This is a genomic window from Agrobacterium sp. S7/73, assembly GCF_019355535.1.
Taxonomy (GTDB): domain Bacteria; phylum Pseudomonadota; class Alphaproteobacteria; order Rhizobiales; family Rhizobiaceae; genus Agrobacterium; species Agrobacterium tumefaciens.
This window is the reverse complement of sequence record NZ_CP072137.1, coordinates 1,153,303-1,178,249: the sequence shown is the minus strand read 5'-3', so window position 1 is coordinate 1,178,249 and position 24,947 is coordinate 1,153,303. Positions and strand designations below refer to the sequence as shown.

Below are 24,947 nucleotides of genomic sequence, written 5' to 3'. Positions count from 1 at the left end.
AAATGAGAGAAGCCATTCCAGACCAGATTCTCACCGCCGCCGGAGCGCTGTTTTATACCGAAGGTATCCGGGCGGTCGGTATCGACCGCATCATCGAAGAAGCGAAGGTCGCAAAAGCTACTCTCTATCGGCATTTTCCGTCCAAGGATCATCTTGTCGCGGCCTATCTTCAGGATCGCCACGATCGTGTCATTCGCTCGCTGAAGGATGTTCTGACGGCGACGATTGATCCAAGGGACCAGCTGCAGGTGATTTTCGAGCGGCTTTACGAGAAGGCCGACAGCCCTGAATTCAGGGGCTGTGCCTTTGCACTCGCGGTTGCCGAACACGGCGATTCCGAACGCGTCGTCACCGTGGCTCGAACCCACAAAAGAATGGTGCGGGATATTTTCGAGACCGTCATGTCGAAAGCGGGGGTGCGACTGGATCAGGCCGCCTCCCACCTTTCGCTTCTTTACGAAGGCGCACTTGCCACCGTCGCGGTCGGGCGCGATCCGCATGCCGTACTCATCGCCCGGGACTGTGCGCTCTCGGTGTTCGATCTCGCCACCGGCAAGATATCCTCAGGAGACAAGATATGACCAAGACCATCGACTATTTCTTCGGCATCGGCTCCCCCTGGGCCTTTCTCGGCCTGGATCCTTTCGCCGCGCTCGCTAACGAGCACAACGCCACGATACGGCCCTATGTCATCCCGCTGATCGAGGATAATGGCGCCATCTACTCACGCAACCGTCCGGAAGCGCGCCGCGCCTATTGGACGAAGGATTTGAAGCGATGGGCGGCGTTGCGCGGCAAGTCCCTTAACTTCGACAATCGCGCCGCCCTTTCCGATCCCACGCCGGCCGGCTTCATGGTCATTGCCGCGATCGATGCGGGCGAGGACTGGTTGAGGCTGACCAAGGCGCTTCAGGAAGCTTTCTGGGAAGGCGGCGAAGATATCGGCAATGCCGAAGTTCGCCGCGCAATCGCTGACAAGGCCGGTTTCGACGGTGCGGCGCTGGACGAACGCGGCGGAAGCGATGCCGTGGAAGCCATCCGGAAAGCCAATTATGAGGCCGCAAAGGCAGCCGGTGTGTTCGGGCTTCCGACATTCCGCTACGAGGACGAACTGTATTGGGGACAGGACAGCTTGCCCTTCCTCGAACGTCATCTCAAGGGCGAAAAACTGGCCGCCTGATCCCCGCCGAAAACCGGGTGACTGTCACGCCGTGGCCGCAACCCGGCCATGGCTCTCTCCAGACCATTCCCGTGGAGTTTCTCATGTCTCTTTTCCCGCCCTCCTCGCGCGGAGTATCGCGATGAGCGCACTGCCTCCCGCTCTCTCGGACTCTTTGCGCAACCGTTTCGGCGAGCGTTTTTCCACCGCGCAGGCATTGCGGGAACAACACGGCCGTGGCGAATCCCACCACACGCCGGCGATCCCGGATGCCGTCGTTTTCGCCGAGAGCACGGATGATGTGGCGGAAGCCGTGCGGCTTTGCGCCGCTGAAGGTGTTCCCGTCATCGCCTTCGGCACCGGCACTTCGCTCGAAGGCCATCTGACGGCAGTGCGTGGCGGTGTCTCCGTCGATCTGTCGCGCATGTCGAAAATCGTCCGCATCAGCGCCGAGGATCTCGATTGCACGGTGGAGGCCGGCGTCACGCGCGAGCAACTGAACACACATCTGCGCGACATGGGCCTGTTCTTTCCGATCGATCCTGGCGCCAATGCGTCCATCGGCGGCATGGCGGCAACCCGCGCTTCCGGCACAAACGCCGTGCGTTACGGCACAATGCGAGAAAACGTGCTGTCGCTGACAGTCGTCTTGCCGAACGGCCAGGTCATCCGCACCGGCGGGCGGGCGCGTAAATCATCAGCAGGTTATGACCTAACGCGGCTGTTCGTCGGCTCCGAGGGGACGCTCGGCATCATCACGGAAGTGACATTGCGACTCTACGGAATTCCCGAAACCATCTCGGCTGCACTTTGCTCCTTCGAAAGCGTCGAACAGGCAGTTGCGGCAGCCATTACGGTCGTGCAGCTCGGCATTCCAGTTGCGAGAATGGAATTAATGGACCGTGGCCTGATCGAGGCCGTCAACGCCTATTCCAGTCTTTCCCTCAAGGTCGAGGACACGCTCGCCTTCGAGTTCCACGGCTCGCCTGCTGGCGTGAAGGAACAGGTCGAGATGGTCGCTGCCATAGTGGAAGACAATGGCGGCAGGGATTTCGAATGGGCGAATGCGCCGGAGGACCGCAACCGCCTGTGGAAGGCGCGCCACAACGCGTTTTACGCCGTGGTCTCGCAGCGCCCGAACGCCAAGGGCTGGTCTTCCGATGTCTGCGTGCCGGTATCCGAGTTGAGCGGCTGCATCGTCAGGACCCGGGAATTGCTACGCGACTGCAGCGTGCCCGCCGCCATTCTCGGCCATGTCGGCGATGGCAACTATCATGTGGTCTTCGCCGTAGACCCTGCAAATCAAGCCGAACTCGACGAGGTGGCGGCAATCAACAAAAAGATGGTGCAGCACGCCATCTCGGTTGGCGGCACTTCCACCGGCGAGCATGGGGTTGGCACCGGCAAGATCGCTTATCTGCGGCAGGAACACGGCGACGCGGTGGACCTCATGGCGATCATCAAAAACGCCATAGATCCGGCCGGCATCATGAATCCGGGCAAGATCCTGCCGAGCCAAGACTTGCCCAGCCGCCGAGAAACGTTTTGACCGTGCGGGATTTCGCAGATGGATAATTACAAGACCCACAGCTCCCACTGGGGCGCCTTTTCCGGCAGCTACCGGAATGGCAAGCTCGATATCCGTCCACATCCGGACGATCCACACCCCTCGCCCTTGCTCGCCAATCTGCCGGCAATCGCCGATAGCGCCGCGCGCATCCGGCGTCCGGCGGTCAGGCGCGGCTGGCTGGAGGGGAAACCGGGCAACGCGCAGATACGCGGGGCGGACGACTATGTGGAGGTCGATTGGCCGCAGGCGGCGGACCTCGTCGCGAAGGAGCTTCAAAGGGTTTACGGCGATTACGGCCCACAGGCCGTGTTCGGCGGCTCCTACGGCTGGTCGAGCGCCGGGCGTTTCCATCACGCGCAAAGCCAGGTCCACCGTTTTCTGAACACGCTTGGCGGATATGTGCGCTCCGTCAACACCTACAGTTCCGGCGCGGCGATGGTCATCATTCCGCATGTGCTCGGACCCTACGATCATTTCGACCGCAAGAGCGTTACCTGGGATGCAATCGAGCGCAGCAGCGAATTGATCGTCGCCTTCGGCGGCATGGCGATCAAGAATACGGACGTGCATGGCGGCGGCAACAGCGTGCATATCGTGCCACAGAAGCTGAATGGCGCACGTGCACGCGGCGCGCGATTCGTGCTGATCAGCCCGCTAAAAGACGATTTTCCGAAAGACCTCAATGCGGAGTGGCTGCCGGTCATACCCGGTACCGATGTCGCGCTGATGCTCGGACTTGCGCATGTTCTCGTCACCGAGGGCCTGCACGATCGTGCGTTTCTTGACCGCTATGCCGTCGGCTATCAGCGTTTCGAAGACTACCTGCTCGGCCGGACCGATGGTGTGGCGAAAAGCCCCGAATGGGCTTCCGGGCTCTGCGGCATCGGCACGGAAACTATTAGGGAACTCGCCCGCACCATGGCGCGCGCGAGAACATTGATCACTGTCAGCCATTCGCTTCAGCGCGCCGATTATGGTGAGCAACCCGTCTGGCTGGGGATCGTTCTTGCCGCCATGCTCGGTCAGATTGGCCTCGACGGCGGCGGATATTCCTATTCCCTCGGCGCTTTGGGCAATGTCGGCAAGAACCTGCTGGCCGTTCCCCTGCCGACACTTAGCCAGTTCAAAAACCCGGTCGCGGATTTCATTCCGGTCGCGCGCATCGCCGACATGCTGCTCAATCCGGGTGGGGAATTTCACTATAACGGCCAGAGGATGCACTATCCCGATATCCGCTTGGTTTACTGGGCGGGTGGTAACCCTTTCCACCACCATCAGGATATCAACCGGCTACGGGCAGCGTTCAGACGGCCCGAGACCATCATCGTGCATGAAACCGCATGGACATCATCTGCGCGGCATGCCGATGTCGTGCTGCCGGCGACGACAACTCTGGAGCGCGACGACATTGGCGCCGCCGACCGCGATCCTCTGATGATCGCGATGAAAAAGCTGATCGAACCGGTTGGTGAGGCGCGCGACGACTACGAAATCTTCTCCGAGATCGCGCGCCGGCTCGGCAAATTCGAAACCTTCACCGAAGGTCGCAGCAGCCGGGAATGGCTTGCCTTCCTCTATGAAACAACGCGTGGGGCGCTTGCCGCCGGTGGGTACGAGGCTCCCGATTTCGAAACGTTCTGGGAACGTGGAGAGATAGGTCTGCCGCTCAAGCCGGATGACGGAGGGCCTGCGCGTGCCTTCCGTGATGATCCCATAGCCTTCCCTCTGAAGACACCATCCGGTAAAATCGAAATCTTCTCCGAGACGATCGAGGGTTTCGGCTATGACGATTGCGGCGGCCATCCGCAATGGTATCCCGGCAGGACGAAACCGGAAGACGAAGCGCTCTATCCGCTGCATCTGGTGTGCAATCAGCCGCATCAGCGTCTGCACAGCCAGCTCGACTATGGCGCTTTCAGCCGCTCCACCAAGATTAAGGGCCGGGAACCCGTGCGCATCAACCCCGAAGATGCAGCCCACCGGGGCATTGCCGATGGCGATATCATCAGGCTGTTCAACAGTCGTGGCAGCTGCCTCGCCGCAGCCGTCCTGAGCACGGATGTGCGCAACGGCGTGATGCAGCTGGCAACGGGTGCGTGGTTCGAACCGCATGACCGGCATGCAGAGCAAGCGACGTGCATTCACGGCAATCCGAACATCCTGACGCGCGACATCGGCACCTCGAAACTGGCGCAGGGATCGACCGGTCAGATTACCAGAGTGGAGGTGGAACGTTTTGCCGGTGAGGCGCCTCCGGTGCGGATTTTCGAAAAGATGGCATTTGCAAAATAAGTGGGGGACGGGTGTTCCGGCACTGCCTGAAAAATCGCACCGCCAACGTATTTCGGGCGTCGGAAAAGCTGATCCTACCACCTTCGGAAACCGCGGCAAAATAATCCATTAATTCGATAGAAAAAGAACAACTGGTCTTTCTCCTTCTGGCCACCCTGCTACGTTAGACATCAAGAACCGAATTTCGAAACAAGGGACCGCGTCATGACCGCACGATGTATCAGCAAGCACGGCCTGCGATCGAACGAGCCGTCAATGGCTGAAAGTAACGGCTAAGCCGTAACATCGGTCGGACCCTCCAAGAGGTAAAGCAGGCACATTTTTCCCGATTTCAGGACATTGAAACCACCGGCAACGCTGTCGTGTGAAGCCTTTCGTGTGGCCGCAAAAGACCGGCGCAGAGCGGCGATAGTTCCTGAAATCACAAAGACAAGAAACAACGCGACCAATCAGGATTTCTTAATGACGATACGTTCTTCGCTTTTTTCCTTCTCCCGTCGGGGTCTGCTGACCACCACTCTCGCAGGGGCAATCGCGCTTCTGACGACGATGGGGCCTGCTCCGGTTGAGGCAGCCGATACCCCACGCAATGGCGGCGACATTACCTTCCTCATCGATTCTCTCGGCGACACCTGGATCCCGAACAACAGCGCCATTTCCAGCTTTCAGGGCCATATCTGGGGCCATGTCGCCGACAAGCTGCTTTATGTCGATGCCGACGGTAAGGTCAGCCCCTGGCTTGCCGAGCGCTGGGAGCAGAACGACAATGCCACCGAATTCACGCTTCACCTCAAAAACGGCGTGACCTTCTCCGATGGCACACCGCTGGATGCAGCGGCGGTCGTCGCCAATCTCGACATCTGGTATGCCGGACGCAAGAGCGAAGGCATCAACCCGATCGGTCTTTTCCCCAAGACCTACGACCATGCTGAAGCGGTGGACGCATCCACGGTGAAGGTCTTCTTCAAGAAGCCGACGCTCGGCTTTATTCCGACGCTCGGTTACCACGGCTCGATCCTGATCTCGCCGAAGACCATCGCCCAGCCCGCCACCCAGCAGGCCGATCTCAGCAAGACTTCCGGCAGCGGCCCCTATGTGGTCGAATCCTGGAAGGAGGGAGATTACGTCAAGCTGGTCAAGCGCAAGGATTACAATTGGGGTCCTGCCGCCGTTGGCCACACCGGCCCGGCCTTCCTCGATTCCATCACCTATAAGCTGGTGTCGGAACCGTCGTTGCGTGTCGCCTCGGTCCAGTCCGGCCAGGCCGATGTCGCCTATAATGCTTCGCCGCAGGAGCTGAAGTCACTGCACGAAGAGGGCTTTACCGTCGCAACGCCGCGTTATCTCGGCTTCGTCAACGGCTGGGCGGTCAACACCAAGCTTCCGCCCTATGATGATGTGAAGGTTCGCCAGGCGCTGCAGGCCGGCGTGAACCGTCAGGAAATCATCGACACCGTCTATACGCCAGACTGGAAGCTCGCCACGTCCTTCATCCAAAGCAACGTGCCGGGCGCGACCGACCACAGCGCACTTCTCGCTTACGATCCCGCCAAGGCCGAAAAGCTGCTCGACGAGGCGGGCTGGGTCAAGGGTGCCGATGGTATCAGGACCAAAGACGGCAAACCGCTGTCGCTGACGATCCACTCCAATCCCTATCTCGCGACATCCAAGTCGGTCGATGAACTCATCGCCCAGCAACTCGGCAAGCTCGGCTGGAAAGTCGCTATTCGCGCTTACGACGTCGTGACCTTTGGTGAAAAGGTCAAATTCGGCGGTGCGGCCATCCCGACCTATGAGGTGACGCGCAGCTTCATCGATGCAGGCACCGTCGCCAGCATTCTCACCAACGCCAACAATGGCGAGAACTGGTTCGCCCTTGACGACCGCGACGCGACGCTCAACGGATTGCGCGACAAGATCGCCGGCGCCGGCTCTGTCGACGAGCGCAGCCCGCTTCTCGATGAGCTGCAGAAATATGTCCTTGAGCAGGGCTATTTCATTCCGCGAACGCAGATCGTGCAGCGGATCTACGTGCAGTCCCCGAAGCTGAAGGGCGAAGTGTATAACGGCGTGGCTTATGCCAGCTACTACACCGCCTCCATCAGCGACTGACGCGCACAACAAGGCAACGTTGAAGGAGGTCACCGGCATGAGCAATGCCTACCTAACCTACGCCGCAAAGCGGCTTGGCCAGGCGGTCGTCGTCATACTGCTGGCCTATGTCTTCACCTTCGTGGTCGTCAGCATCCTGCCTGGCGACCCGATCACCAGCGTGCTCCGGAACCCGCAAAACGGGTTCACCGAGCAGGAGATCGCGGAAATCATCGCCGCGCAGGGCCTCGACAGACCGGTTCTCGTGCAGCTGTGGTCATCCCTGTCGGGGTTTCTGACCGGCGATCTAGGCATGTCGATGCGCTCCAACCGGCCGGTGGCGACCCTCATCGCTGAAGTGCTGCCATCGACACTGATCCTTGCATCCACGGGACTCGCCGTCGCCTTGATTCTGGCAATGGCCGTTGCTTACGGAACCCAGGTGGTACCAAAGCGCTACGGCCAGGGATTGCTAAGAGCTTTCCCATCGCTGTTTCTCTCGACACCGAATTTTGTGATTGGCCTGATACTGATCCATCTCTTCGGCTTTCAGCTGCGCCTCTTCCGCGTTATCGAACCAGATAGCTTCTGGGCAACGGTGTTTGCCGCAATCACAATCGGAATTCCTTTCTCTGCGCAAATCGCCGAGGTGCTTATAGCGAACCTCGACAGGGAGGCAGAACAGGAATACGCGGCCGTCGCCCGCAGCCGCGGCATCGGACAGGCGCGGCTGTTTGCACTGCATCTGCTCAAGCCTGCCTCGTTGCCCGTCGTCACCGTGATCGCCATCACCGTCGGTGAACTGCTTGGCAATTCACTGATCACCGAGTCTGTCTTTGGGCGAACCGGTCTCGGCAGCCTGGTGCAGCGCTCCGTGAGCACGCAGGACCTGCCTGTCCTGCAAGCGATCGTTTCGCTGGGAGCCGTGGTGTTCGTGCTCGTCAACCTGATTGCCGATCTTCTTTATCCCCTGCTCGATCCACGCGTGCAAATTCTCGGCGCGCGAAAGCCTCGCTTGGCCATTACAGAGGATTCCTCCACCACCACCAAGGCGGTGACACCATGACTTTCGCCTCGAACGCTTCCCTGCCGGGTGCGACCCCTGCAAACAGGCTGACAGGCCTGCGGATACCGCTGACCGTCGCCTTGTCCTTCGCCATTATCGCGCTCGTCGTCGCCTGGTCACTGGCGCCCGGCCTGTTTACCAGTCACAGCCCGGTCGTCGGGGTGCCGACGAACAAATTGCTCGGCCCAAGTCTTGCGCATTGGTTCGGCACCGACCACCTTGGCCGCGATGTCTACGCACGCGTCGTTTATGGCACGTCCTCTTCCGTCTCCAGCGCACTCGTCGCGGTCGTGATCGGCGTCTTCGCCGGCGGTCTCATCGGGCTTCTTGCGGGCTTTCTCGGCGGCTGGGTCGATATCACACTTGCCCGGCTGGTCGATGTGCTCTTGGCAATTCCAAAGTTTTTGCTGGCGGTGATCGTGGTCACCGCCATAGGTTTCGAGACCATCAATGCCGCCATCGCCACCGGCGTCTCCGCCGTAGCGGTCTTTGCCCGCGTCACGCGTGCGGAGGTCATCAAGACCAGACAGGCGACATTCGTGGAGGCTTCGTACCTGCTCGGCGGCTCGCGCTGGTTCATCCTTCTGCGCCACGTTCTGCCTAACGCGTCACGCTCGGTGCTGCCGCTTGCCGTGTTGCAGTTCGGCGAGTCGATCCTCGTGATCGCAAGCCTTGCCTTTCTCGGATACGGCGACCCGCCGCCCGCCTCCGACTGGGGCCTGCTGATCTCGATCGGCAAGGATTACCTCAAATGGCCGTGGCTCGTATACGCCCCCGCCTTCGTCACAATCGCGACCGTCCTCTCTGTAAACAGGATCAGCCGATGGCTACGCAAGACAGACTGACCACCACTATCGCCCGCCCCGTTACCTTTGCGGCCAGACCGCAGCCGCAGCAGGCTCCTGTCCCGCTTCTCCGGGTCAACGATCTTTCGGTTGCCTATGGAGGCCAGGAGGTCGTCAGCAATGTCGGTTTCGAACTCGGCCGTGGCAAGAGCCTTGCCCTCATTGGCGAGTCCGGCTCCGGCAAATCGACGATCGCCCGTGCGGTCCTGCGGCTTTTGCCAAGCGGGGGACATGCCACCGGCCACGTCACCTTTGGTGATCAGGAGATATTGGGACTGCCAGAGCGCAACTTCCGACCGCTGCGGGGACGCGCCATCGGCTTTGTCCCGCAGGATCCAGGAAATTCGCTCAATCCGGTGCGGACAATCGGCGCGCAGGCCATGGAGGCGGCCGCACTTCTCGACGAACCTGACAAGGCGATCCGCAAGGCCCTCATTCTCGAGACCTTCGCGCAGGTGGGATTGGACAACCCGGGTGTCGTCTACGAGTCCTACCCGCACCAATTATCCGGCGGCATGTTGCAGCGAGTGCTCATAGGCCTTGCGGTTCTGCCGCGCCCGTCACTTCTGGTCGCAGACGAGCCAACGTCTGCGCTCGATGTGACGATCCAGAAGCGGATCCTCGATCTGCTCTCGCGGTTGCAGCACGAGCTGGATATCAGCCTGCTCCTCATCACACACGATCTGGCGATCGCCGCCGAACGGGCGGATTCGCTGGTAGTCCTGAAGGGTGGCAAGGTTCAGGAAGCCGGAAGCACCGCATCGGTGTTTTCCGCACCGGCCTCTGCCTATGCAAGGAAGCTGCATGCGGACGTGCCGGCACTCAATCCGGATCGCTACGCCCGGCTGCGCGATCCGGGTTTCCGTCTGCTGAAGGCAGAGTCCACAGCGACGCCAAAGATCGCGGTCAATGCCGTCACCAAGAATTTCAGGGTCGGCGACAGGGTGTTGACGGCGGTCAACAACGTCTCCTTCAACGTGCCTGCAGGTACCACCCATGCGCTGGTTGGCGAGTCCGGCTCTGGCAAGACGACAACCATTCGGCTGCTGCTTGGCCTGGAGGAACCCGACACCGGCACAATATCGGTAGCCGGCGAAGAATTGACCGGCCGCTCCCGCACGTCGCTGCGTGCAACCTGGCGCCATCTTCAGTTCGTTTACCAGAACCCGTTTACCTCGCTTGATCCCACCTGGAGTGTCGAACAGCTGGTGCGCGAGCCGCTTGATCGTTTCAAGATCGGAACCCGTGCGGAACGGCTCGAAACTGTTCGTGAGGCTTTGGCCAATGTGGGCTTGAGCGAACACCTTCTCAACCGCAAGCCGACGGCCCTTTCGGGTGGCCAGCGCCAGCGCGTTGCCATTGCAAGGGCGCTGGTTCTCCGACCGGATGTGATCGTGCTCGACGAGCCGACCTCCGCACTTGATGTCAGCGTCCAGGCAGACATCGTCGATGTGCTGCTCTCGCTGCAGGCGAAGCTCGGCCTGACCTATGTTTTCGTCTCCCATGATCTGGCACTGGTACGCCAGCTCGCCCACACCGTTTCGGTGATGCAGCGCGGGCGTATTGTCGAACATGGAACGGTCGTCGATATCTTCGACAATCCGCAGCACCCCTATACCGCGTCGCTGCTGGAATCGATCCCATCCGGTGCCGCAACCATCGCCCGTGCGCCACAGCCGCTGCCCCGGCGGGTTCACGATAAGGAAAAGATCGCATGACCATCGCTGCACCCATCGATACTGCGTCCACGTCCTTCCGCCCCAAACAGCGGCTCGGCTTCAATACCCGCGTATCTTTCAGCGACGATGCCGGGCCGGCGCAGGGGCTGCGTGAGGGTATCGAGCTGTTCAAGGCTGCCGAACAACTGGGCTACCAGTCCGGCTGGGCCTATCAGCGGCATTTCGATCACTATCTGTCCTCGCCACTTCCGTTCTTCGCCGCTGCCGGCCAGCATACCCGGCATATTACGCTCGGTTCTGCGGTCATCCCCATGCGCTATCAGGATCCGATTCTGCTTGCCGAGGCGGCCGGCACGACCGATCTTTTGATTGATGGGCGACTGGAACTTGCCATTTCGACCGGCGCAAACGCCGCCTTTGACGCGGTATTCGGCACGGTCGACACCGATGCCCGCACAGAGGCCAGACGTCGTCAGGCCCGCTTCCTCTCGGCAATCGCTGGCGATGTCCTGCACCGTGTCGAAGGCGGCCAATCCAACCCGGAAGGCACGGCACTGCGTGTCACGCCGCATAGCCCTACACTGCGTTCGCGCATCCGGCAGGGTGCAGCAAGCATTGCTTCGGCTGTGCAGGCGGCGGAACTCGGCATCGGCCTTATCTCGGGAACCGTCCAGCACGACCAGGCAGAAGGCGAGAGCTTCGGGGAATATCAGGCCCGCATCATCGAGGCCTTCCGTTCCACATGGCGCAAGACATGGACAACGGAACCGCCGCCGGTCGCCGTCGCCGCCTCCATCCTGGTTGGCACCACGGCCGAGCTTCGCGAAAAATACGCCGCCTATGATCTGGAGCGGCGTACCAAGGGTATTGCCGCGTCTCGCCCCAAAGGCGCTCTCGAACAGGCAGCCCAGCCAGCGGGGTTTCAAATTTCGCCCGTTTTCCAGGGCACGCCCGATCAGGTGCTGGAATCGGTATTCAACGATCCTGGCCTTGCAGCAGCCGATGAGGTCGTGCTGTTTTTGCCGCCTGCCTTCGGTCTCGCCGAAAACATACAACTGCTGACCGATCTGGCGGACACGGTGGCTCCGAGCCTGGGCTGGGCGCCCACCTTGTAACCGTTAGGGCACCGAGCGATTGCCACTTCGTGGCAGCGACTTGAAGACGGAAACGCGGCGGCGGTTGCTGGTCCTATATCGAAGGCCGTCGCAGGGAATATTTTCTACATATTCGATAGAAAAAGAAAGACCTATCTTCCTCGTTCCTGCGCCGCGCCCTAACATGCTTGCATTGAACCTGAAGGAGCGCCCATGTCCGCGGAATTTATCAGCGTAAGCTTTCCCAATGCATCGAACGATCTAAACCCCGTTCCAGACGCACCTGTGGATCCTGTTTTTCTGGAGCGCTATGCCCGCGCCCTTGATGATTACGGTTTCAACTATACGCTGATCCCCTACTCCTCATCGTCTTTCGATCCTTTCACGCTGGGCGCCACGGTGCTCGCGCACACGAAAAACATCAAGATCATCGTCGCCCTGCGGCCGAACACGGTTTATCCCACAGTTGCGGCCAAGTCGCTCGCGACGCTCGATCAGTTGAGTGGTGGACGTGTCGTGGTGCACTTCATTGCCGGCGGCAGCGATGAAGAACAGGCGCGTGAAGGCGACTTCCTCAACAAGGAAGAACGCTATGAGCGCCAGGAGGAATATATCCGCATCCTGCGCCTGGCCTGGACCTCGAAAGAGCCCTTCGACTTCGACGGAAAATATTACCAGTTCAAGCAATTCCGCAGCGCGGTGCGGCCCACAAACGGGCTTATTCCGATTTCGCTCGGTGGCTCCTCGGACGCCGCCTATCGCATCGGCGGTTCGCTCTGCGATATCTTCGGCCTGTGGGGAGAGCCGCTTGCCGAAACCAAGCAGCAGATCGAGCGGGTCTATGCGGAAGCCGCAAAGGCGGGCCGCACGGATCGCCCCCGGATCTGGGTCACATTCCGGCCAATCGTCGCCGAGACGGATGAGCTTGCCTGGGAAAAGGCTCACAGAACTCTGGATCGGTTGAACGAGAACCGCCAGAAAGGTGTAACACGCGCACCGCTCAACGCGCCGCGCCCGGCCAATGTCGGTTCGCAACGGCTTCTGGAAATCGCCGCACGCGGCGATGTGCATGATCGCGCCCTCTGGTATCCGACGGTCACCGCCACCAATGCCAGCGGCGCCACCACTGCGCTGGTCGGTTCGCCACGCACCATTGCGGATTCCATCCTCGACTACATCGATCTTGGCGCTGACCTGATCTCGATCCGCGGCTACGACAATTACAACGACGCGGTGGATTATGGCCGCTACATCCTGCCTCTTGTCCGCGAAGGCATTCGCGAACGGGAAGATGCGAAGAAAAAGACCGCTGCATAATGCCGCGATCCAGCCCGGTCGCCTGACCGGGCATTTTTTTGAAGTGCAGACGGAGCCAATCGCCCCTGATGGGGAAATGGTATTCCCCACAGCCAGAGAGCCTCGACCACGCATGTCTCATGACCCAACTGTCCTAGACGCAACCGCTCGCATCCTTGAACAGGCCGCACCGGATGCGGACCAGACTGGCCAGTTTCCCTGGACGGGTATCCGTGCCGTTCATGAAAGCGGCCTCCTCGAAAGCACGGTTGCGACACGTTATGGCGGCCAGGGGGCGACGCTTGCCGATACCGCCCACATTCTGGCGGCACTTGGCCGGGGCGATCCTTCCGTGGCGCTGATCAGCGCCATGACGATCTTTACCCATCTCGCCCAGGCCGCGAAAAACCACTGGCCCGAAGATCTCTACCGGCGGCTTCTGACGGACGCCAAACAACGGCCGTTGCTGCTCAATGCCGCGCGTGTCGAGCCGGAGCTGGGGTCGCCGGCGCGCGGTGGCCTGCCCGCGACGCTCGCCCGCCGGACAAACAATGGCTGGTCTATCACGGGCCGAAAACGCTTCGTGACGGGCGCATATGGTCTCACGCATTTCCTTGTCTGGGCGCATACTGACGAAACGCCGGCGCGGGTGGGAACATTCGTGGTGCCGAATGGGTTGCCGGGCATCAAGGTCATCGAGAACTGGCAGAGCCTCGGCATGCGCGCTACGGGATCGCACGATGTCGAATATGCCAATGTCGAAATCCCGGCAGAAAACGTCATCGACCTCGTCGATCCATCGGTCGCCCAGCAGGACAACCGGGCGCATGCGGCACTCACGCTGGCTTTGACAGCGCTTTACCTCGGCGTGGCAGAAGCCGCTCAGGCCAAGTTCATCCGCTTCGCGCATGAGCGTGTGCCGGCCAATCTCGGCCATCCCATCGCCCGCACGGAACGTTTCATAACGCTTTCAGGCGAAATCGATCTTCTGGTCTCAGGCGCCCGCCAGATCATTTTCGGCACGCTCGAAAACAACAATGGCGATGCGGAAGGATTCATCAGGGCAAGGCTGCTTGCCGGCCGGCAGCTGCGTGATGCCGTCGAGATCGCAGTGCGCGGCATCGGCAATCCAGGTCTTGGTAGCGAACTGGGCCTCGAACGACATTTCCGCGACATCCAGACGGTGCTCGTCCATGCGCCGCAGGAGGATACGTCGATTGCGATTTTGGGCCGCTCCGCCTTTGGCCGCTGGAGCCGCGAGGAGACTGCGGCCGCCCAACCTTCGGCAGGACTGCAAATCCTGAAATCCGCCTGACTATCGTCCCAGCGCCAGGGCACCACTAACCGTGGGCAAGCTTTCGCGCCGGGCCGAAAACCACAAAGCTCAGAGCGGCGAGCAACCAGACACTGATGCCGGCATAAAGCATGACCAGACCGAAACCGTCTGCGAGTGCCTGATGGACGAGTGCATCCGAAACACGCTCAACCGACGATCCCGCGGTTCCCGCCGCGATCTTCTCCGCGAGCGAACGCAGGGCGGGCAAATCCGCGCCGGACGGCAGGTTGACCCTAAGCGACGACCAGACGCCCTCAACCAGAATGAAGCCCATGATCGGGATGTTGATGGCAAGCGAGATCATTCGCGCGCTCATGTCGATGCCGGAGGCCATGCCGGAACGGGCAGCGGGAACGGCACCGGTAGTCGTATTGGTGACCGGCGTGTTGGTGAGGCCAAGCCCGACACCGGACAGGATGCAGCCGGGCAGCATGGTGAGCCAGCTCGCATCTGCGACACTGCTGCCAAGTTTCATCAGCATGAAACCGAGACCGATGGTGAACAGCCCGGCCGGGACGACAAGACGGGGTTGATAACGCAGCGACAGACGCTCGGCCAACGGCGGTACGATCAGCGCTGGCAGCGTATAGGCAAGCAGACCGAGACCGGCGGTGACGCTGTCATAACCAAGGCCCGCCTGAAACCAGATCGGCAGATAGATCATGAACGGCCAGAAGCTGATGTTCATCGCCGCCGAGCCGATAATCGCGCCGGAAAATGGCCGGATGCGGAATACGGAGAAATCAAACATCGGCCTTGGCGTGAGCTTTTCGACGATCACGAAGGCGATAAAACTCGCGACTGATAGACCAAGGATCAGAAGTCCCTTTGAACTGGCAAAGCCGAGTTCCGGTCCCTGGGTGATGAAAAACGCAAGGCAGAACACGGCAACCGAGAGTGTGGCGATACCGGCAAGATCAAGACGGGTCGCATCCGGATCACACGATTCTTCCACACCGCTTGCGGCAAGGAACAGTGTCACGATGCCGAGCGCCACGTGAACGAGGAATACCCACTCCCAGCTCCACAGCGCAACGATGGCTCCGCCGATGATCGGCCCGAAACCCAGCCCGACGCCGGAGACAATACCCCACCAGCCGAAAGCCATTCCACGCTCGCGGGCCGTGCGGAACTGATGTGACAGAATAGCGATCTGGCATACCAGCATCGCTCCACCGCTTAGTCCCTGAAGGAAGCGTGCGCCGATCAGCACCGCCACGCTTTCAGTCATGCCGCAGGCGAGGGAGGAAATGGCGAAAGCGACGATGGTCGCGATGAAGACGCGTTTGCGACCGAAGCGGTCGGCCAACGCGCCGGTTGCCATCAGCACCATCGTCACGCCGATCGTATAGGCGTTCATGATCCACTGCAGCTGCCGGAAATCCGCGTGCAGCACCTGCTCGAGCGTCGGCAGGATCGCCGGCACGCTGGAGATTTCCAGCCCGAACATCAGAGCGGAGAGACAGACGGCGGCGAGCGCAATGGCACTTCTACTCCGGGTTGGGGCGGTAACGGCAAGGGTCATTCTTCAGCCTTTCGTGGTTCGGACTGAAGCATCAGAAGACATGCACGCTTCGATCCGTGTTTTGCAGAGTCCAAGGCAAATTAGTGAAAGCTTGACCATAACTGAATTGGATGCTTGGATATTTCAGAGACAACAAATTTGGATTATTAAAGTGACCACTCTGGATGTGGATGCCGTTCAGGCTTTCGTCACCATTGCCGATCTGCAGAGCTTCACCCGCGCTGCCGAAACGCTCGGAACCACGCAGGGTGCCATCAGCGTCAAGCTCAAGCGGCTGGAAGACCGGCTCGGCCAGCGGCTTCTTGAACGGACGCCGCGCTCGGTGCGCCTTTCCGCGCAAGGCGCAGTGTTTCTAACACCAGCCCGCGAATTCCTTGCCGCGCACGATCGCGCCATGGCAGGGCTTTTTTCCACGCGCCGACGCTTTGGCCTTGGCATAGCCGCCCATGTTGCAGGGCCGGAAGTGCCAACGCTGCTGGCGCGGCTCAACGCGCACGATCCGGGACTGACGATAGAAGTGCGGATGGACAATTCCCGCACGTTGCTGGATGCCTTCGACCGCGGCGAGATCGATGCTGCAATCATCCGGCGCGAGGATGACAGGCGTGATGGCGAAGTGCTCGGGCAAGAGCATTTCGGCTGGTTCGCAGCCCCGCAATTCGAGCATCGTCAGGGCGAGCCGCTGCGACTGGCAGCGCTTTCGCCCGCCTGCGGTGTACGTGACATCGCCACTCGTGCTCTTGATTCCGCCGCCATCGCGTGGACGGAAGTCTTTCTTGGCGGCACCTCATCGATGGTGACCGCGGCCGTTTCGGCAGGTCTCGCCATTTCGGCATTCTCCTGCCGCCTGGCGCCACCCGGTACAATCGAGGTCAGCCAGCGTTTCAGCCTCCCGCCGCTGCCTTCCACCGAGATCGTGATGTTCTCGACCCTTACCGACAGCAGATCCCGTGAGGCGCTGCGCACACTGGCCGCCGCTTTCCGGGAGCATCGGCCGTGACTGTGAGCGACACCCAGTGGGTGCACAGGTCCTTGACTGGTCGCGCGCCCAGGTCGCACTGATGCGCCCAAGCCGGAGTACACGGGCGCTGGAAGCCATCATCCGCGATCTCATCGAGACCCGCGACGGCGCGACATATTTCGCCGAGCGCGTATGGGGCATTTCCCTCCGCTACGAGCTAGGCGGCAACGATCCGCTGGTGGGCTGAAGCGTTCCGGACTTCGCACTGGCGGACGGGAGGAGCACCGGCGAACTTCTGAGAGAGGGCAAAGGTCTGCTTTTGAATTTTAGCGTGGACGCATCGCTTGAAGCGCTGGCAGGCCGCTGGAACGGCCGGATTTCCTATGTCGCCGGCAATGCCATCGATCAATTGGGCTTGAGCACAGTCCTGGTGCGCCCCGATGGTATCGTCGCCTGGGCCACGGAGTCTGCTCCGGACAAGGAGAAATTCGCAAGGGCAGCAGCCCGTTGGTTCGGAGAGATTTAACGGGTATGTGAGGTGGCCGATCCGGTTGCCACGCCATTTCTTCGGCAGATATGCCAGCCCCCGGCAATCTAGAGATTGTTTCATTGCCTTCCTGCGTCAGCCGTACCGATGTATCGTTCCTTCCTATCAATGCAATGGAGTCATCATGTCCCTTCCCCAGAAAATCGGCTTTATCGGAACCGGCGCTATCACCGATGCGATGGTGCGGGGGCTCCTCAGCACGCCTGCCGCCGTGCCGCATATCATGGTGTCCCAACGCAGCGCGGATATCTCGGCCAGGCTTGCCGCCGATTTCCCGCAGGTGATCGTCTCCAGCGACAATCAGGCGATTGTCGACGGCTGCGATACCGTCGTTCTGGCCATCCGCCCGCAGATCGCCGAGGACGTCATCCGGCCGCTGCGGTTTCGCGAGGGGCAGAAAGTCATAAGCGTCGTTGCCGCAACCGGTCGACATGCACTGCTTGACTGGATCGGCGCGGATGTGCGCCTGACCCAGGCGATCCCGCTGCCTTTTGTCGCCCGCCGCAAAGGCGTCACGGCCGTTTACCCCTCCGATGCGGATACCGCCGCGATCTTCAACGTGCTCGGAAATGCGGTGGAATGTGAAACAAAGGCGGAATACGACCTTCTCGCCGCCGCAAGCGCCCTGATGGCAACCTATTTCGGCATTCTGCAACAGACGACGGAGTGGTTGGCGGAAAACGGCCTGCCGGAAGAAAAGGGCCGCGCCTATCTTGCACCCCTCTTCGCCGGCCTCTCCGAAGTGGCGCTGCTTGCCGGCAAGGACACGGACTTTACCGATCTCAGCCGCGAATTCGCCACCAAGGGTGGCCTGAACGAGCAGGTTCTTCAGGACTTTGACGGCAATGGCGGTTCGAGCGCATTGAAGCGGGCATTGAGCCGCGTGCTGGAACGGATTACGCAGTAGACAGTGCGCGCCGACAATCGATCCGAACTGAAAGAACGATGCAATGACCTTTACTATCCATATGATCGATGTATTCGGCTCCGGCCCGCTTTCTGGCAATCCGCTGGCGGTCGTCACGGGTGCAGACACCTTGACCACGGATGACATGCAGCGATTGACGCGGTGGTTCAATCTGTCCGAAACCACGTTTCTGCTGCCGCCCACCCACCCCCAGGCTGATTACCGTGTCCGGATATTCTCACTGGACCGGGAGATGCCTTTTGCCGGACACCCTACGCTCGGCACTTGCCATGCCTGGCTTTCCGAAAACGGCCTGCCCAAAAGCGAAACGGGCATCGTTCAGGAATGCGGTGCCGGTCTGGTGACGATCCGGCACGCGCATGGTCGACTTTCCTTTGCCGCTCCGCCCCTTATCCGTTCAGGCGCGCCGACACCCGCAGAGCTGGAAGAGGCCCGGCTGCTGCTGGGAATAGAGACACGCGACATCGTTGATGCCGCATGGATCGACAATGGCCCCGGCTGGTTGGGGATCAGGCTGGCATCGGCTGAGAAGGTGCTTGCCCTTGAGCCGGTCCGCAGCTGGCCCGGCCGCATTGACATTGGCGTCGTTGGTCCGCACGCAAATGGCGGCGAAGCCGCCTTCGAGGTTCGCGCCTTCTTCAGCGATCATCTGGGCGCCATCGCCGAGGATCCGGTCACCGGAAGCCTCAACGCCTCGCTGGCGCAATGGCTGTTTGCGACAGGCGTGGTCGCGGAAGACTATGTCGCCGCCCAGGGCACACGTCTTGGCCGTCAAGGCCGCATTTACCTGACCCGCGATGATACCGGCCAGATATGGGTCGGCGGCGAGACACGCACGCAAGTCGAAGGCCGGCTGCACGGCCTTTGAAAAGACAGATAATGACGAGGTGACTTGATGAATAGCAGCGTTTACCGCCCGATTTCGCAACGCGTATTGGCGGATGATTGGGGACGGCTGACCAAATATGAGTATGAACTTCAGCTAAGGGACGGAAGCTGGCAACGGCAGACCCGGGAGGCGTATGATCGCGGCAACGGAGCGACATGCCTGTTGTACAACCCCGCAAACGACCATGTTTTGCTCACCCGCCAGTTCCGTTTGCCGGTTCTCTTGAACGGCGGCCTCGAGTCGCTGATCGAGACTCCGGCGGGGCTGCTGGAAGGCGCTGAACCGGCAGCGCGCATGCGTGCGGAACTGATGGAGGAGACCGGTTATGAGGTTTCCGAACTCACCCATCTGTTCGATATCTATATGAGCCCCGGATCGGTCACCGAATACCTCGCCTTTTTCTACGGCGAATATGCCGAGAACCATAAAGTGGGCACAGGCGGCGGCTCCGCGGACGAGGGAGAAGACATAGACGTGCTGGAAATCGCTCTGCCAGACGCTATGCAGATGATCGGCCGCGGCGATATTCGCGACGCCAAGACCATCATTCTGCTGCAGCACCTCACCATCCGGCTTTTGCAGGAAAAGCACGGAACACGCTGATCTCGACCGCAATATCTACCAATGCGGAAGCGATGCTGATTACGGCCAGACTACAGGATCAACAGGACGAATTTGCCTGACGTAGACTGGCCGAAACCCATCACTTGCGTTGGGCAACAAAGATCAAAGACTTACGATTTGGGCTTCACCTGCCATCCTCAAAACGGAATGCGGGAAAGCCCTTGATGTCGGACGGAATGACCCAAACGCCACCGGAAAGAGGTACCTCGCTCAGCCTGTCTTGCGTCATGTTATGGCGGTGCGATGTCACGAAAAGCGAGCCGAAATCCGGCCCGCCAAAGCAGGGCATCGTTGGATGCGGAACAGGCATCCTTACCGTCGCGATCTGTTGACTGCCGTCTTCCGAGAAAATGTTCAAAACGCCGGCAGAGACACCCGCGCTCCAATATCGGCCGCTTATGTCAAGACATCCACCATCGGGCCTTCCGGTCTCTTCCTGCATTTGTGCGACTAGCACACCTTCATCAAATACACCGTTGGTTTTGTCGAAATTCCGCCTGCGTATCCATTTCTGCACGGAATCGCTTTGCCACATGACGGAACCGTCCTGCGAAAAAGCGAGGCCGTTGGGACATGTCAGTCCGGTCTGGATACGTTCGGCCCCATTATTCGTAATACGCCAGAGCTCTCCATAGGGCTGCATCTGCGAGAGCGGGACATTGTGCATGGTACCAACCCAGAAAGCTCCATCCGGACCGACACGTCCGTCATTCAGCCGGCAGGCGATGCCTTCAGGTGCGGGAATGGAATGAAGTGTGCGCCGCGCGCCGCTTTCCGGATTGAGGATGAGTATATCCATCCCGCAAGCGGCAATCAGATCACCGCTCTGACAGAGCCCAAGACTGGAGACGGTTTCCGGGAACGTCCATTCACGATACTGGACGCCGCCCAGCCCAGCTGAACGTAGCTTCTTGCCAAGAATGTCGCACCAGAACAGGACCTGACGTCTTTCGTCCCACACCGGGCTTTCCGCAAGAATGCTGATTTCGTCGCACAGGAGTCCTGCCTGATCGATCGCAGGCGCGTTGTCCAAATTTGCTGTTGTCATTTTCTATCTGAACCGTTGAATTGCGCAGCGTGGCGTTATTCGAAATATTCCTGATGTGCTTCGAAGATCTGCGACAGAATGCCGAGGACGCGGCGGAGATGCTGGCGCAGATAATCCACCGCGCTCTCCTCCTCACGCGCCTTTATTGCATTGTAGACGGCCTCATGCTCCGTCAGCAGTCTGGCCATGTGTGCTTCGTCGGTAATCGCCAGCGCTCGCAGGCGGTCTAGCCCAGCCTTTTCCCGGATCAACAGGGTCTCCAGCCTTTCGAGGCCGGTTGCGGCGGCAAGGGCGCTGTGGAACTGGTCGTCATGGATACGGAAGGCCTTTTTGTCGCCAAGCTCCATCGCCAAACGCTGGCCTTCCAGCGCATGCAGGATTTCCTGGTCCGCTTCGGCCGGGATGCCGGTCTGGCAGAGCCTGCGGGCAGCGGCAACCTCCAGCGCCTCACGAATGAACTGCGCGCTGCGGATATTTTTGTCCGACAGTCTGGAGACATAGGTCCCGCGGCTCGGCAGGGTGACGATCAAACCGTCATCTCGCAGCCGGCTCAACGCCTCGCGCACCGGGGTGCGGCTGGAGTTGAAGGACTGGCCAATCTCGTTTTCCGACACGGCCTGGCCCGGAAACAGCTCCCGCGAAAGGATGGCAGATTTCAGCGCCGAATAGATCTGGTCCACAACCGGTCGGTTGAAATCCAGTCGTTCCATCATCGGCACCGTGCCGCCTGTCATCGGGATCTTTGGCATACGCTCTCCAAATGTCTTTCTCTGTAACCGGTATACCGGAACACTGGTGTGTTGACAACCGGCATACCGGTATGCAATTGAATGGCCATGGGAAGGAGGCTCCCGAATGCAAAATATCAAGACCTGCGTCATCGTTGGTGCCGGAATGGTAGCGAAGACGCATGTGCTTGCCTGTGCGGCAAGCCCTGAAAAAATCCGCCTGAAAGCGATTGTCGACGGTGGCTCCGGCCGCGCGAAAGCGCTGGCTGCCGAAGCGGCAAAACACACCGGTCACCACGTTGCCGTATACGCGTCAATCGAGGAAGCCGCGCGTGACGAGGATGTCGATTTCGCCATCATCGCAACGCCGCCCAATGCCCGCGCCGATATCGTCGGTCCGCTTGCAAAAGCCGGCAAACACATTCTTCTCGAAAAGCCTGTCGCCCGCAACACGCGGGAAGCGGCCGATCTGGTAGCGCTCTGCCGCGATGCGGGTGTAACGCTCGGTATCATTTTCCAGCACCGCATGCGCGCCGCATCGCAAAAGGCACGCGAACTGGTCGCATCCGGCACGCTCGGCGAACTAGGCCTTTGCGAGATTTCGGTGCCGTGGTGGCGTACCCAGGCCTATTATGATGAGCCGGGACGCGGCACGCTTGCGCGTGACGGCGGCGGCGTTCTGATATCGCAGGCAATCCACACGATCGATCTGGCCCTGAGCCTTGCAGGCCCTGTGGCCCGCGTGCAGGCCATGGCGGCAACGACGCGTTTTCACAAGATGGAAACCGAGGATTACGTATCGGCCGGCCTTCGTTTCAAAAACGGCGCCGTCGGCTCGCTCGTCGCGAGCACCGCAAGCTTTCCCGGTGCGCCTGAATCCATTCTTCTCCATTTCGACAAGGCAAGCCTGCGGCTCGCATCCGGCCTGCTGCATGTCGACTGGCGCGACGGCCGCCAGGAAACCTTCGGTGGTGCCGCTTCCGGCACCGGCGGCGGCGCCGATCCCATGGCTTTCACGCATGAATGGCATCAGGGCGTTTTCGACGATTTCGTCGACGCCATTTCTTCAGGGCGCCCGCCGGTCGTCACCGGTGAAGCAGCTCTTTTGTCTCACAGACTGATCGACGCGATCATCAACTCAGCCGAAACCGGCAAGGAAGTGGAACTGCAGGATGAGTAAACCAATCAAGTTCGTGGCTCTCGGCATAGAGCACAGGCACATTTTCGGCATGGCGCAGAACATGCTGGATGCCGGTGCGCAATTTGCGGGCTGGTGGACGCAAGGCGAGCCGGACGTGGTCGAAGGTTTCGTAAAGCGCTTCCCGGACGTGCCGCGTGCTGCCTCCAAGGAGGATTTGCTGGCTGACCAAACCATCGATCTCGTCATCATTGCCGACATTCCGTCCAAGCGTGCCGATCTTGCCATCGCTGCCATGGAAGCAGGCAAGGACGTCATGTCCGACAAGCCGGGCTGCACCACCTTCGACCAGCTTGAGCGCCTGCGCCAGACCGTTGCCAAGACCAAAAGAATCTGGACCGTCGATTTTTCCGAGCGCTTCGAAGTCCCGAGCGTCACGAAAGCCGCCGAGCTGGTTGCACAGGGTGCCATCGGCCGCGTCATCCAGACGGTTGGCCTTGGTCCGCACCGCCTGAACCGACAAATTCGCCCGACATGGTTCTTCGAACGCGAGGCCTATGGCGGCATTCTCACCGATATTGCCAGCCACCAGATCGACCAGTTCATGTTCTTTACCGGCTCGACCGAGGTTGAGATCGTATCTGCCACCGTTGCCAATTACGCCAACCCGGGCGATCCGGGCCTGCAGGATTTCGGCGAAGTCGTGCTGCGCGGCGACAAGGGCCATGGGTATATCCGCGTCGACTGGTACACACCCGATGCACTGCCGACATGGGGTGATGGCCGCCTGACGATCCTCGGTACCGAAGGTTACATCGAACTGCGCAAATACGTCGATGTCGGCAACACCGAGGGCACAGACCGTCTGATCCTCGTCAATGGCGACCGTTGCGAATATATCGACGCATCCGGTGCGGGCCTGCCCTACTTCGCCCGTGTATGCGACGATATCCGCAACCGCACGGAAACTGCCATGACGCAGGAACACGTCTTCAAGGTTTGTGACCTCTCGCTTCAGGCGCAGGCCAAGGCTGAAGGAACCGCAGCATGATCGGCGTCGCCATTATCGGCGCCGGTATTGGCGCACAGCATCTCACCGGTTATCTGGCGCTGCCGGAACGTTTCACCGTCAAGGCGATCTGCGATCTTGATGTGGAGCGGGCACGGGCGGTGGCTGGCGAAAATTCTTCCATCCGCATCACGGCGGATCTCGAAGAAGTCCTCGCCGATGAAAGCATTTCGCTCATAGACGTCTGCCTGCCGCCGCATCTGCATTTCCCCGTAATGCTGAAGGCCCACGCGGCCGGCAAGGACGTGGTCTGCGAAAAGCCGCTGGTGCGTTCGCTGGAGGAAGCAAATGCGCTGATGGAATCTGTCAAGAAGACCGGACGGCGCGTCTTTCCGGTTTTCCAGTATCGTTTTGGTCCCGCCCTACGGCAGCTGCGCGCCCTCATCGACGCCGGACTTGCTGGCAAAGCCTATGTGGCAAGCTCGGAAGTTCACTGGAACCGTGGCGCGAGCTACTACGACATTCCCTGGCGCGGCACCTGGAAGGGTGAATGCGGCGGCGCGATCCTCGGTCACGCCATCCATGCCCACGACCTTCTGTGCCATGTCCTAGGTCCGGTGGAACAGGTCTTCGCCATGGCCGACACCCGGGTGAACAGGATCGAGACGGAAGACTGCGCCGCCATCAGCTTCCGCATGAAGAGCGGCGCGCTCGCCACCAGCTCGGTCACGCTTGGTGCAGCCGACGACACGTCCCGTCTGCGGTTCTGCTTCGAAGGCTTCACGGCCGAAAGCGGAACGCTGCCCTATCGTCCGGCGGAAGATAAATGGCACTTTACGGCGCGGGCGCCGACCACGCAGAACCAGATCGACGCCGTCCTCGCAACGGTGGAAGATGGCGAAAACGGCTTTACCGGTTTTGTCGAGGCGATTGCCAATGCGATGGAGGGTCGCGCGGGCAAGGAAGTGACGATTACGGACGGCTTGCAGTCCATCGAACTCGTAACCGCAATCTACACATCGGTACAGGAAGGCACGGCCGTTCGCCTGCCGCTGACCGCTGACAATGAGCGGCTCAAGGGTTGGGCTCCGCGCGCGTCCGCCACGGCATAATCATCTAAAG

At 60.4% G+C, this 24,947-nt stretch carries 21 protein-coding genes and 1 pseudogene; 19 read left to right on the top strand and 3 right to left on the bottom strand.

All coding sequences use genetic code 11. From position 1 onward, the window contains the following. Positions 1-2: 2 nt before the first annotated feature. From J5276_RS20410 to J5276_RS20360, 11 genes are all read left to right on the top strand, one after another. Complete coding sequence (locus tag J5276_RS20410) at positions 3-581, top strand: TetR/AcrR family transcriptional regulator (RefSeq protein WP_004431568.1); 579 nt, start codon at positions 3-5, stop codon at positions 579-581. Next, complete coding sequence (locus J5276_RS20405; RefSeq protein ID WP_019566585.1) at positions 578-1,180, top strand: 2-hydroxychromene-2-carboxylate isomerase; 603 nt, start codon at positions 578-580, stop codon at positions 1,178-1,180. The genes J5276_RS20410 and J5276_RS20405 overlap by 4 nt, the downstream gene beginning before the upstream one ends. A 121-nt stretch (positions 1,181-1,301) precedes the next feature. Continuing rightward, complete coding sequence (locus J5276_RS20400) at positions 1,302-2,708, top strand: FAD-binding oxidoreductase (RefSeq protein WP_174012183.1); 1,407 nt, start codon at positions 1,302-1,304, stop codon at positions 2,706-2,708. An 18-nt stretch (positions 2,709-2,726) separates the two neighbouring features. Then, on the top strand, positions 2,727-5,021 hold the full coding sequence (locus tag J5276_RS20395) for a molybdopterin guanine dinucleotide-containing S/N-oxide reductase (RefSeq protein ID WP_035199861.1): 2,295 nt from the start codon (positions 2,727-2,729) through the stop codon (positions 5,019-5,021). A 462-nt stretch (positions 5,022-5,483) separates the two neighbouring features. Next, positions 5,484-7,133 (top strand): ABC transporter substrate-binding protein, encoded by a 1,650-nt coding sequence (locus J5276_RS20390; RefSeq protein WP_003518073.1) that lies wholly within the window; start codon positions 5,484-5,486, stop codon positions 7,131-7,133. Positions 7,134-7,170: 37 nt separating this feature from the next. Continuing rightward, entirely contained in the window at positions 7,171-8,178 is a 1,008-nt protein-coding gene (locus J5276_RS20385; protein WP_111802054.1) for an ABC transporter permease, read from the top strand. Next, on the top strand, positions 8,175-9,023 hold the full coding sequence (locus J5276_RS20380; RefSeq protein ID WP_013762004.1) for an ABC transporter permease: 849 nt from the start codon (positions 8,175-8,177) through the stop codon (positions 9,021-9,023). Before J5276_RS20385 ends, J5276_RS20380 begins: the two co-directional genes overlap by 4 nt. Continuing rightward, positions 9,002-10,741 (top strand): ABC transporter ATP-binding protein, encoded by a 1,740-nt coding sequence (locus J5276_RS20375; protein ID WP_112153198.1) that lies wholly within the window; start codon positions 9,002-9,004, stop codon positions 10,739-10,741. Before J5276_RS20380 ends, J5276_RS20375 begins: the two co-directional genes overlap by 22 nt. Then, positions 10,738-11,817 carry an LLM class flavin-dependent oxidoreductase gene (locus J5276_RS20370; RefSeq protein WP_065658754.1) on the top strand — a complete coding sequence of 360 codons (1,080 nt, stop codon included), beginning with the start codon at positions 10,738-10,740 and terminating at the stop codon, positions 11,815-11,817. The genes J5276_RS20375 and J5276_RS20370 overlap by 4 nt, the downstream gene beginning before the upstream one ends. Before the next feature lie 192 nt (positions 11,818-12,009). Then, complete coding sequence (locus tag J5276_RS20365) at positions 12,010-13,113, top strand: LLM class flavin-dependent oxidoreductase (RefSeq protein ID WP_003518064.1); 1,104 nt, start codon at positions 12,010-12,012, stop codon at positions 13,111-13,113. Positions 13,114-13,225: 112 nt separating this feature from the next. After that, positions 13,226-14,407 carry an acyl-CoA dehydrogenase family protein gene (locus J5276_RS20360; protein WP_003518063.1) on the top strand — a complete coding sequence of 394 codons (1,182 nt, stop codon included), beginning with the start codon at positions 13,226-13,228 and terminating at the stop codon, positions 14,405-14,407. 25 nt (positions 14,408-14,432) lie between these two features. Here J5276_RS20360 and J5276_RS20355 read toward each other — a convergent pair whose 3' ends face one another. After that, the gene (locus J5276_RS20355) at positions 14,433-15,953 is read right to left on the bottom strand and encodes an MFS transporter (protein WP_035199854.1); all 1,521 of its coding nucleotides are present in this window, start codon (positions 15,951-15,953) and stop codon (positions 14,433-14,435) included. Positions 15,954-16,104: 151 nt separating this feature from the next. On the opposite strand from J5276_RS20355, the gene J5276_RS20350 reads away from it, so the two are divergent. The 5 genes and pseudogenes from J5276_RS20350 (at position 16,105) to J5276_RS20330 (ending at position 19,881) form a co-directional block, all read left to right on the top strand. After that, entirely contained in the window at positions 16,105-16,953 is an 849-nt protein-coding gene (locus J5276_RS20350) for a LysR family transcriptional regulator (RefSeq protein ID WP_019566595.1), read from the top strand. 1 nt (position 16,954) lies between these two features. Then, positions 16,955-17,440: pseudogene (locus J5276_RS20345) on the top strand (FAD-dependent oxidoreductase); the annotation flags it as partial. Between the two features lie 145 nt (positions 17,441-17,585). Then, positions 17,586-18,368 (top strand): pyrroline-5-carboxylate reductase, encoded by a 783-nt coding sequence (locus J5276_RS20340; protein WP_060642179.1) that lies wholly within the window; start codon positions 17,586-17,588, stop codon positions 18,366-18,368. Between the two features lie 43 nt (positions 18,369-18,411). Further along, positions 18,412-19,257 carry a PhzF family phenazine biosynthesis protein gene (locus J5276_RS20335; RefSeq protein WP_025595265.1) on the top strand — a complete coding sequence of 282 codons (846 nt, stop codon included), beginning with the start codon at positions 18,412-18,414 and terminating at the stop codon, positions 19,255-19,257. A 27-nt stretch (positions 19,258-19,284) separates the two neighbouring features. Beyond that, positions 19,285-19,881: an NUDIX domain-containing protein gene (locus tag J5276_RS20330; protein ID WP_174012181.1), complete on the top strand. Its 597-nt coding sequence runs from the start codon at positions 19,285-19,287 to the stop codon at positions 19,879-19,881. Positions 19,882-20,026: 145 nt separating this feature from the next. Here the strand turns inward: J5276_RS20330 and J5276_RS20325 are convergent, their stop codons facing one another. After that, positions 20,027-20,950, bottom strand: coding sequence for an SMP-30/gluconolactonase/LRE family protein (locus tag J5276_RS20325; protein WP_174012179.1), 924 nt, complete (start codon positions 20,948-20,950; stop codon positions 20,027-20,029). A 35-nt stretch (positions 20,951-20,985) separates the two neighbouring features. Further along, a complete protein-coding gene (locus J5276_RS20320) occupies positions 20,986-21,699 on the bottom strand; it encodes a GntR family transcriptional regulator (RefSeq protein WP_019566601.1) in 714 nt (237 codons plus the stop codon). 106 nt (positions 21,700-21,805) lie between these two features. Here J5276_RS20320 and J5276_RS20315 point away from each other — a divergent pair, with 106 nt between their 5' ends. Genes J5276_RS20315 through J5276_RS20305 form a run of 3 tightly spaced genes read left to right on the top strand, consistent with a single transcriptional unit; the run spans position 21,806 to position 24,937 of the window. Further along, positions 21,806-22,858 carry a Gfo/Idh/MocA family protein gene (locus J5276_RS20315; RefSeq protein WP_112178655.1) on the top strand — a complete coding sequence of 351 codons (1,053 nt, stop codon included), beginning with the start codon at positions 21,806-21,808 and terminating at the stop codon, positions 22,856-22,858. Next, entirely contained in the window at positions 22,851-23,867 is a 1,017-nt protein-coding gene (locus J5276_RS20310) for a Gfo/Idh/MocA family protein (RefSeq protein WP_019566602.1), read from the top strand. The genes J5276_RS20315 and J5276_RS20310 overlap by 8 nt, the downstream gene beginning before the upstream one ends. Then, on the top strand, positions 23,864-24,937 hold the full coding sequence (locus tag J5276_RS20305) for a Gfo/Idh/MocA family protein (protein ID WP_174012178.1): 1,074 nt from the start codon (positions 23,864-23,866) through the stop codon (positions 24,935-24,937). Before J5276_RS20310 ends, J5276_RS20305 begins: the two co-directional genes overlap by 4 nt. Positions 24,938-24,947 lie beyond the last annotated feature (10 nt).

Excerpts from the sequence above, each read along its gene's own strand:
- J5276_RS20405 (WP_019566585.1), top strand. The coding sequence starts at position 578 with ATGACCAAGACCATCGACTATTTCTTCGGCATCGGCTCCCCCTGGGCC.
- J5276_RS20365 (WP_003518064.1), top strand. The coding sequence starts at position 12,010 with ATGTCCGCGGAATTTATCAGCGTAAGCTTTCCCAATGCATCGAACGAT.
- J5276_RS20340 (WP_060642179.1), top strand. The coding sequence starts at position 17,586 with ATGTCCCTTCCCCAGAAAATCGGCTTTATCGGAACCGGCGCTATCACC.
- J5276_RS20305 (WP_174012178.1), top strand. The coding sequence starts at position 23,864 with ATGATCGGCGTCGCCATTATCGGCGCCGGTATTGGCGCACAGCATCTC.
- J5276_RS20330 (WP_174012181.1), top strand. The coding sequence starts at position 19,285 with ATGAATAGCAGCGTTTACCGCCCGATTTCGCAACGCGTATTGGCGGAT.
- J5276_RS20355 (WP_035199854.1), bottom strand. The coding sequence starts at position 15,953 with ATGACCCTTGCCGTTACCGCCCCAACCCGGAGTAGAAGTGCCATTGCG.
- J5276_RS20375 (WP_112153198.1), top strand. The coding sequence starts at position 9,002 with ATGGCTACGCAAGACAGACTGACCACCACTATCGCCCGCCCCGTTACC.
- J5276_RS20395 (WP_035199861.1), top strand. The coding sequence starts at position 2,727 with ATGGATAATTACAAGACCCACAGCTCCCACTGGGGCGCCTTTTCCGGC.
- J5276_RS20385 (WP_111802054.1), top strand. The coding sequence starts at position 7,171 with ATGAGCAATGCCTACCTAACCTACGCCGCAAAGCGGCTTGGCCAGGCG.
- J5276_RS20335 (WP_025595265.1), top strand. The coding sequence starts at position 18,412 with ATGACCTTTACTATCCATATGATCGATGTATTCGGCTCCGGCCCGCTT.
- J5276_RS20410 (WP_004431568.1), top strand. The coding sequence starts at position 3 with ATGAGAGAAGCCATTCCAGACCAGATTCTCACCGCCGCCGGAGCGCTG.
- J5276_RS20380 (WP_013762004.1), top strand. The coding sequence starts at position 8,175 with ATGACTTTCGCCTCGAACGCTTCCCTGCCGGGTGCGACCCCTGCAAAC.
- J5276_RS20360 (WP_003518063.1), top strand. The coding sequence starts at position 13,226 with ATGTCTCATGACCCAACTGTCCTAGACGCAACCGCTCGCATCCTTGAA.
- J5276_RS20390 (WP_003518073.1), top strand. The coding sequence starts at position 5,484 with ATGACGATACGTTCTTCGCTTTTTTCCTTCTCCCGTCGGGGTCTGCTG.
- J5276_RS20310 (WP_019566602.1), top strand. The coding sequence starts at position 22,851 with ATGAGTAAACCAATCAAGTTCGTGGCTCTCGGCATAGAGCACAGGCAC.
- J5276_RS20370 (WP_065658754.1), top strand. The coding sequence starts at position 10,738 with ATGACCATCGCTGCACCCATCGATACTGCGTCCACGTCCTTCCGCCCC.
- J5276_RS20400 (WP_174012183.1), top strand. The coding sequence starts at position 1,302 with ATGAGCGCACTGCCTCCCGCTCTCTCGGACTCTTTGCGCAACCGTTTC.
- J5276_RS20315 (WP_112178655.1), top strand. The coding sequence starts at position 21,806 with ATGCAAAATATCAAGACCTGCGTCATCGTTGGTGCCGGAATGGTAGCG.
- J5276_RS20320 (WP_019566601.1), bottom strand. The coding sequence starts at position 21,699 with ATGCCAAAGATCCCGATGACAGGCGGCACGGTGCCGATGATGGAACGA.
- J5276_RS20325 (WP_174012179.1), bottom strand. The coding sequence starts at position 20,950 with ATGACAACAGCAAATTTGGACAACGCGCCTGCGATCGATCAGGCAGGA.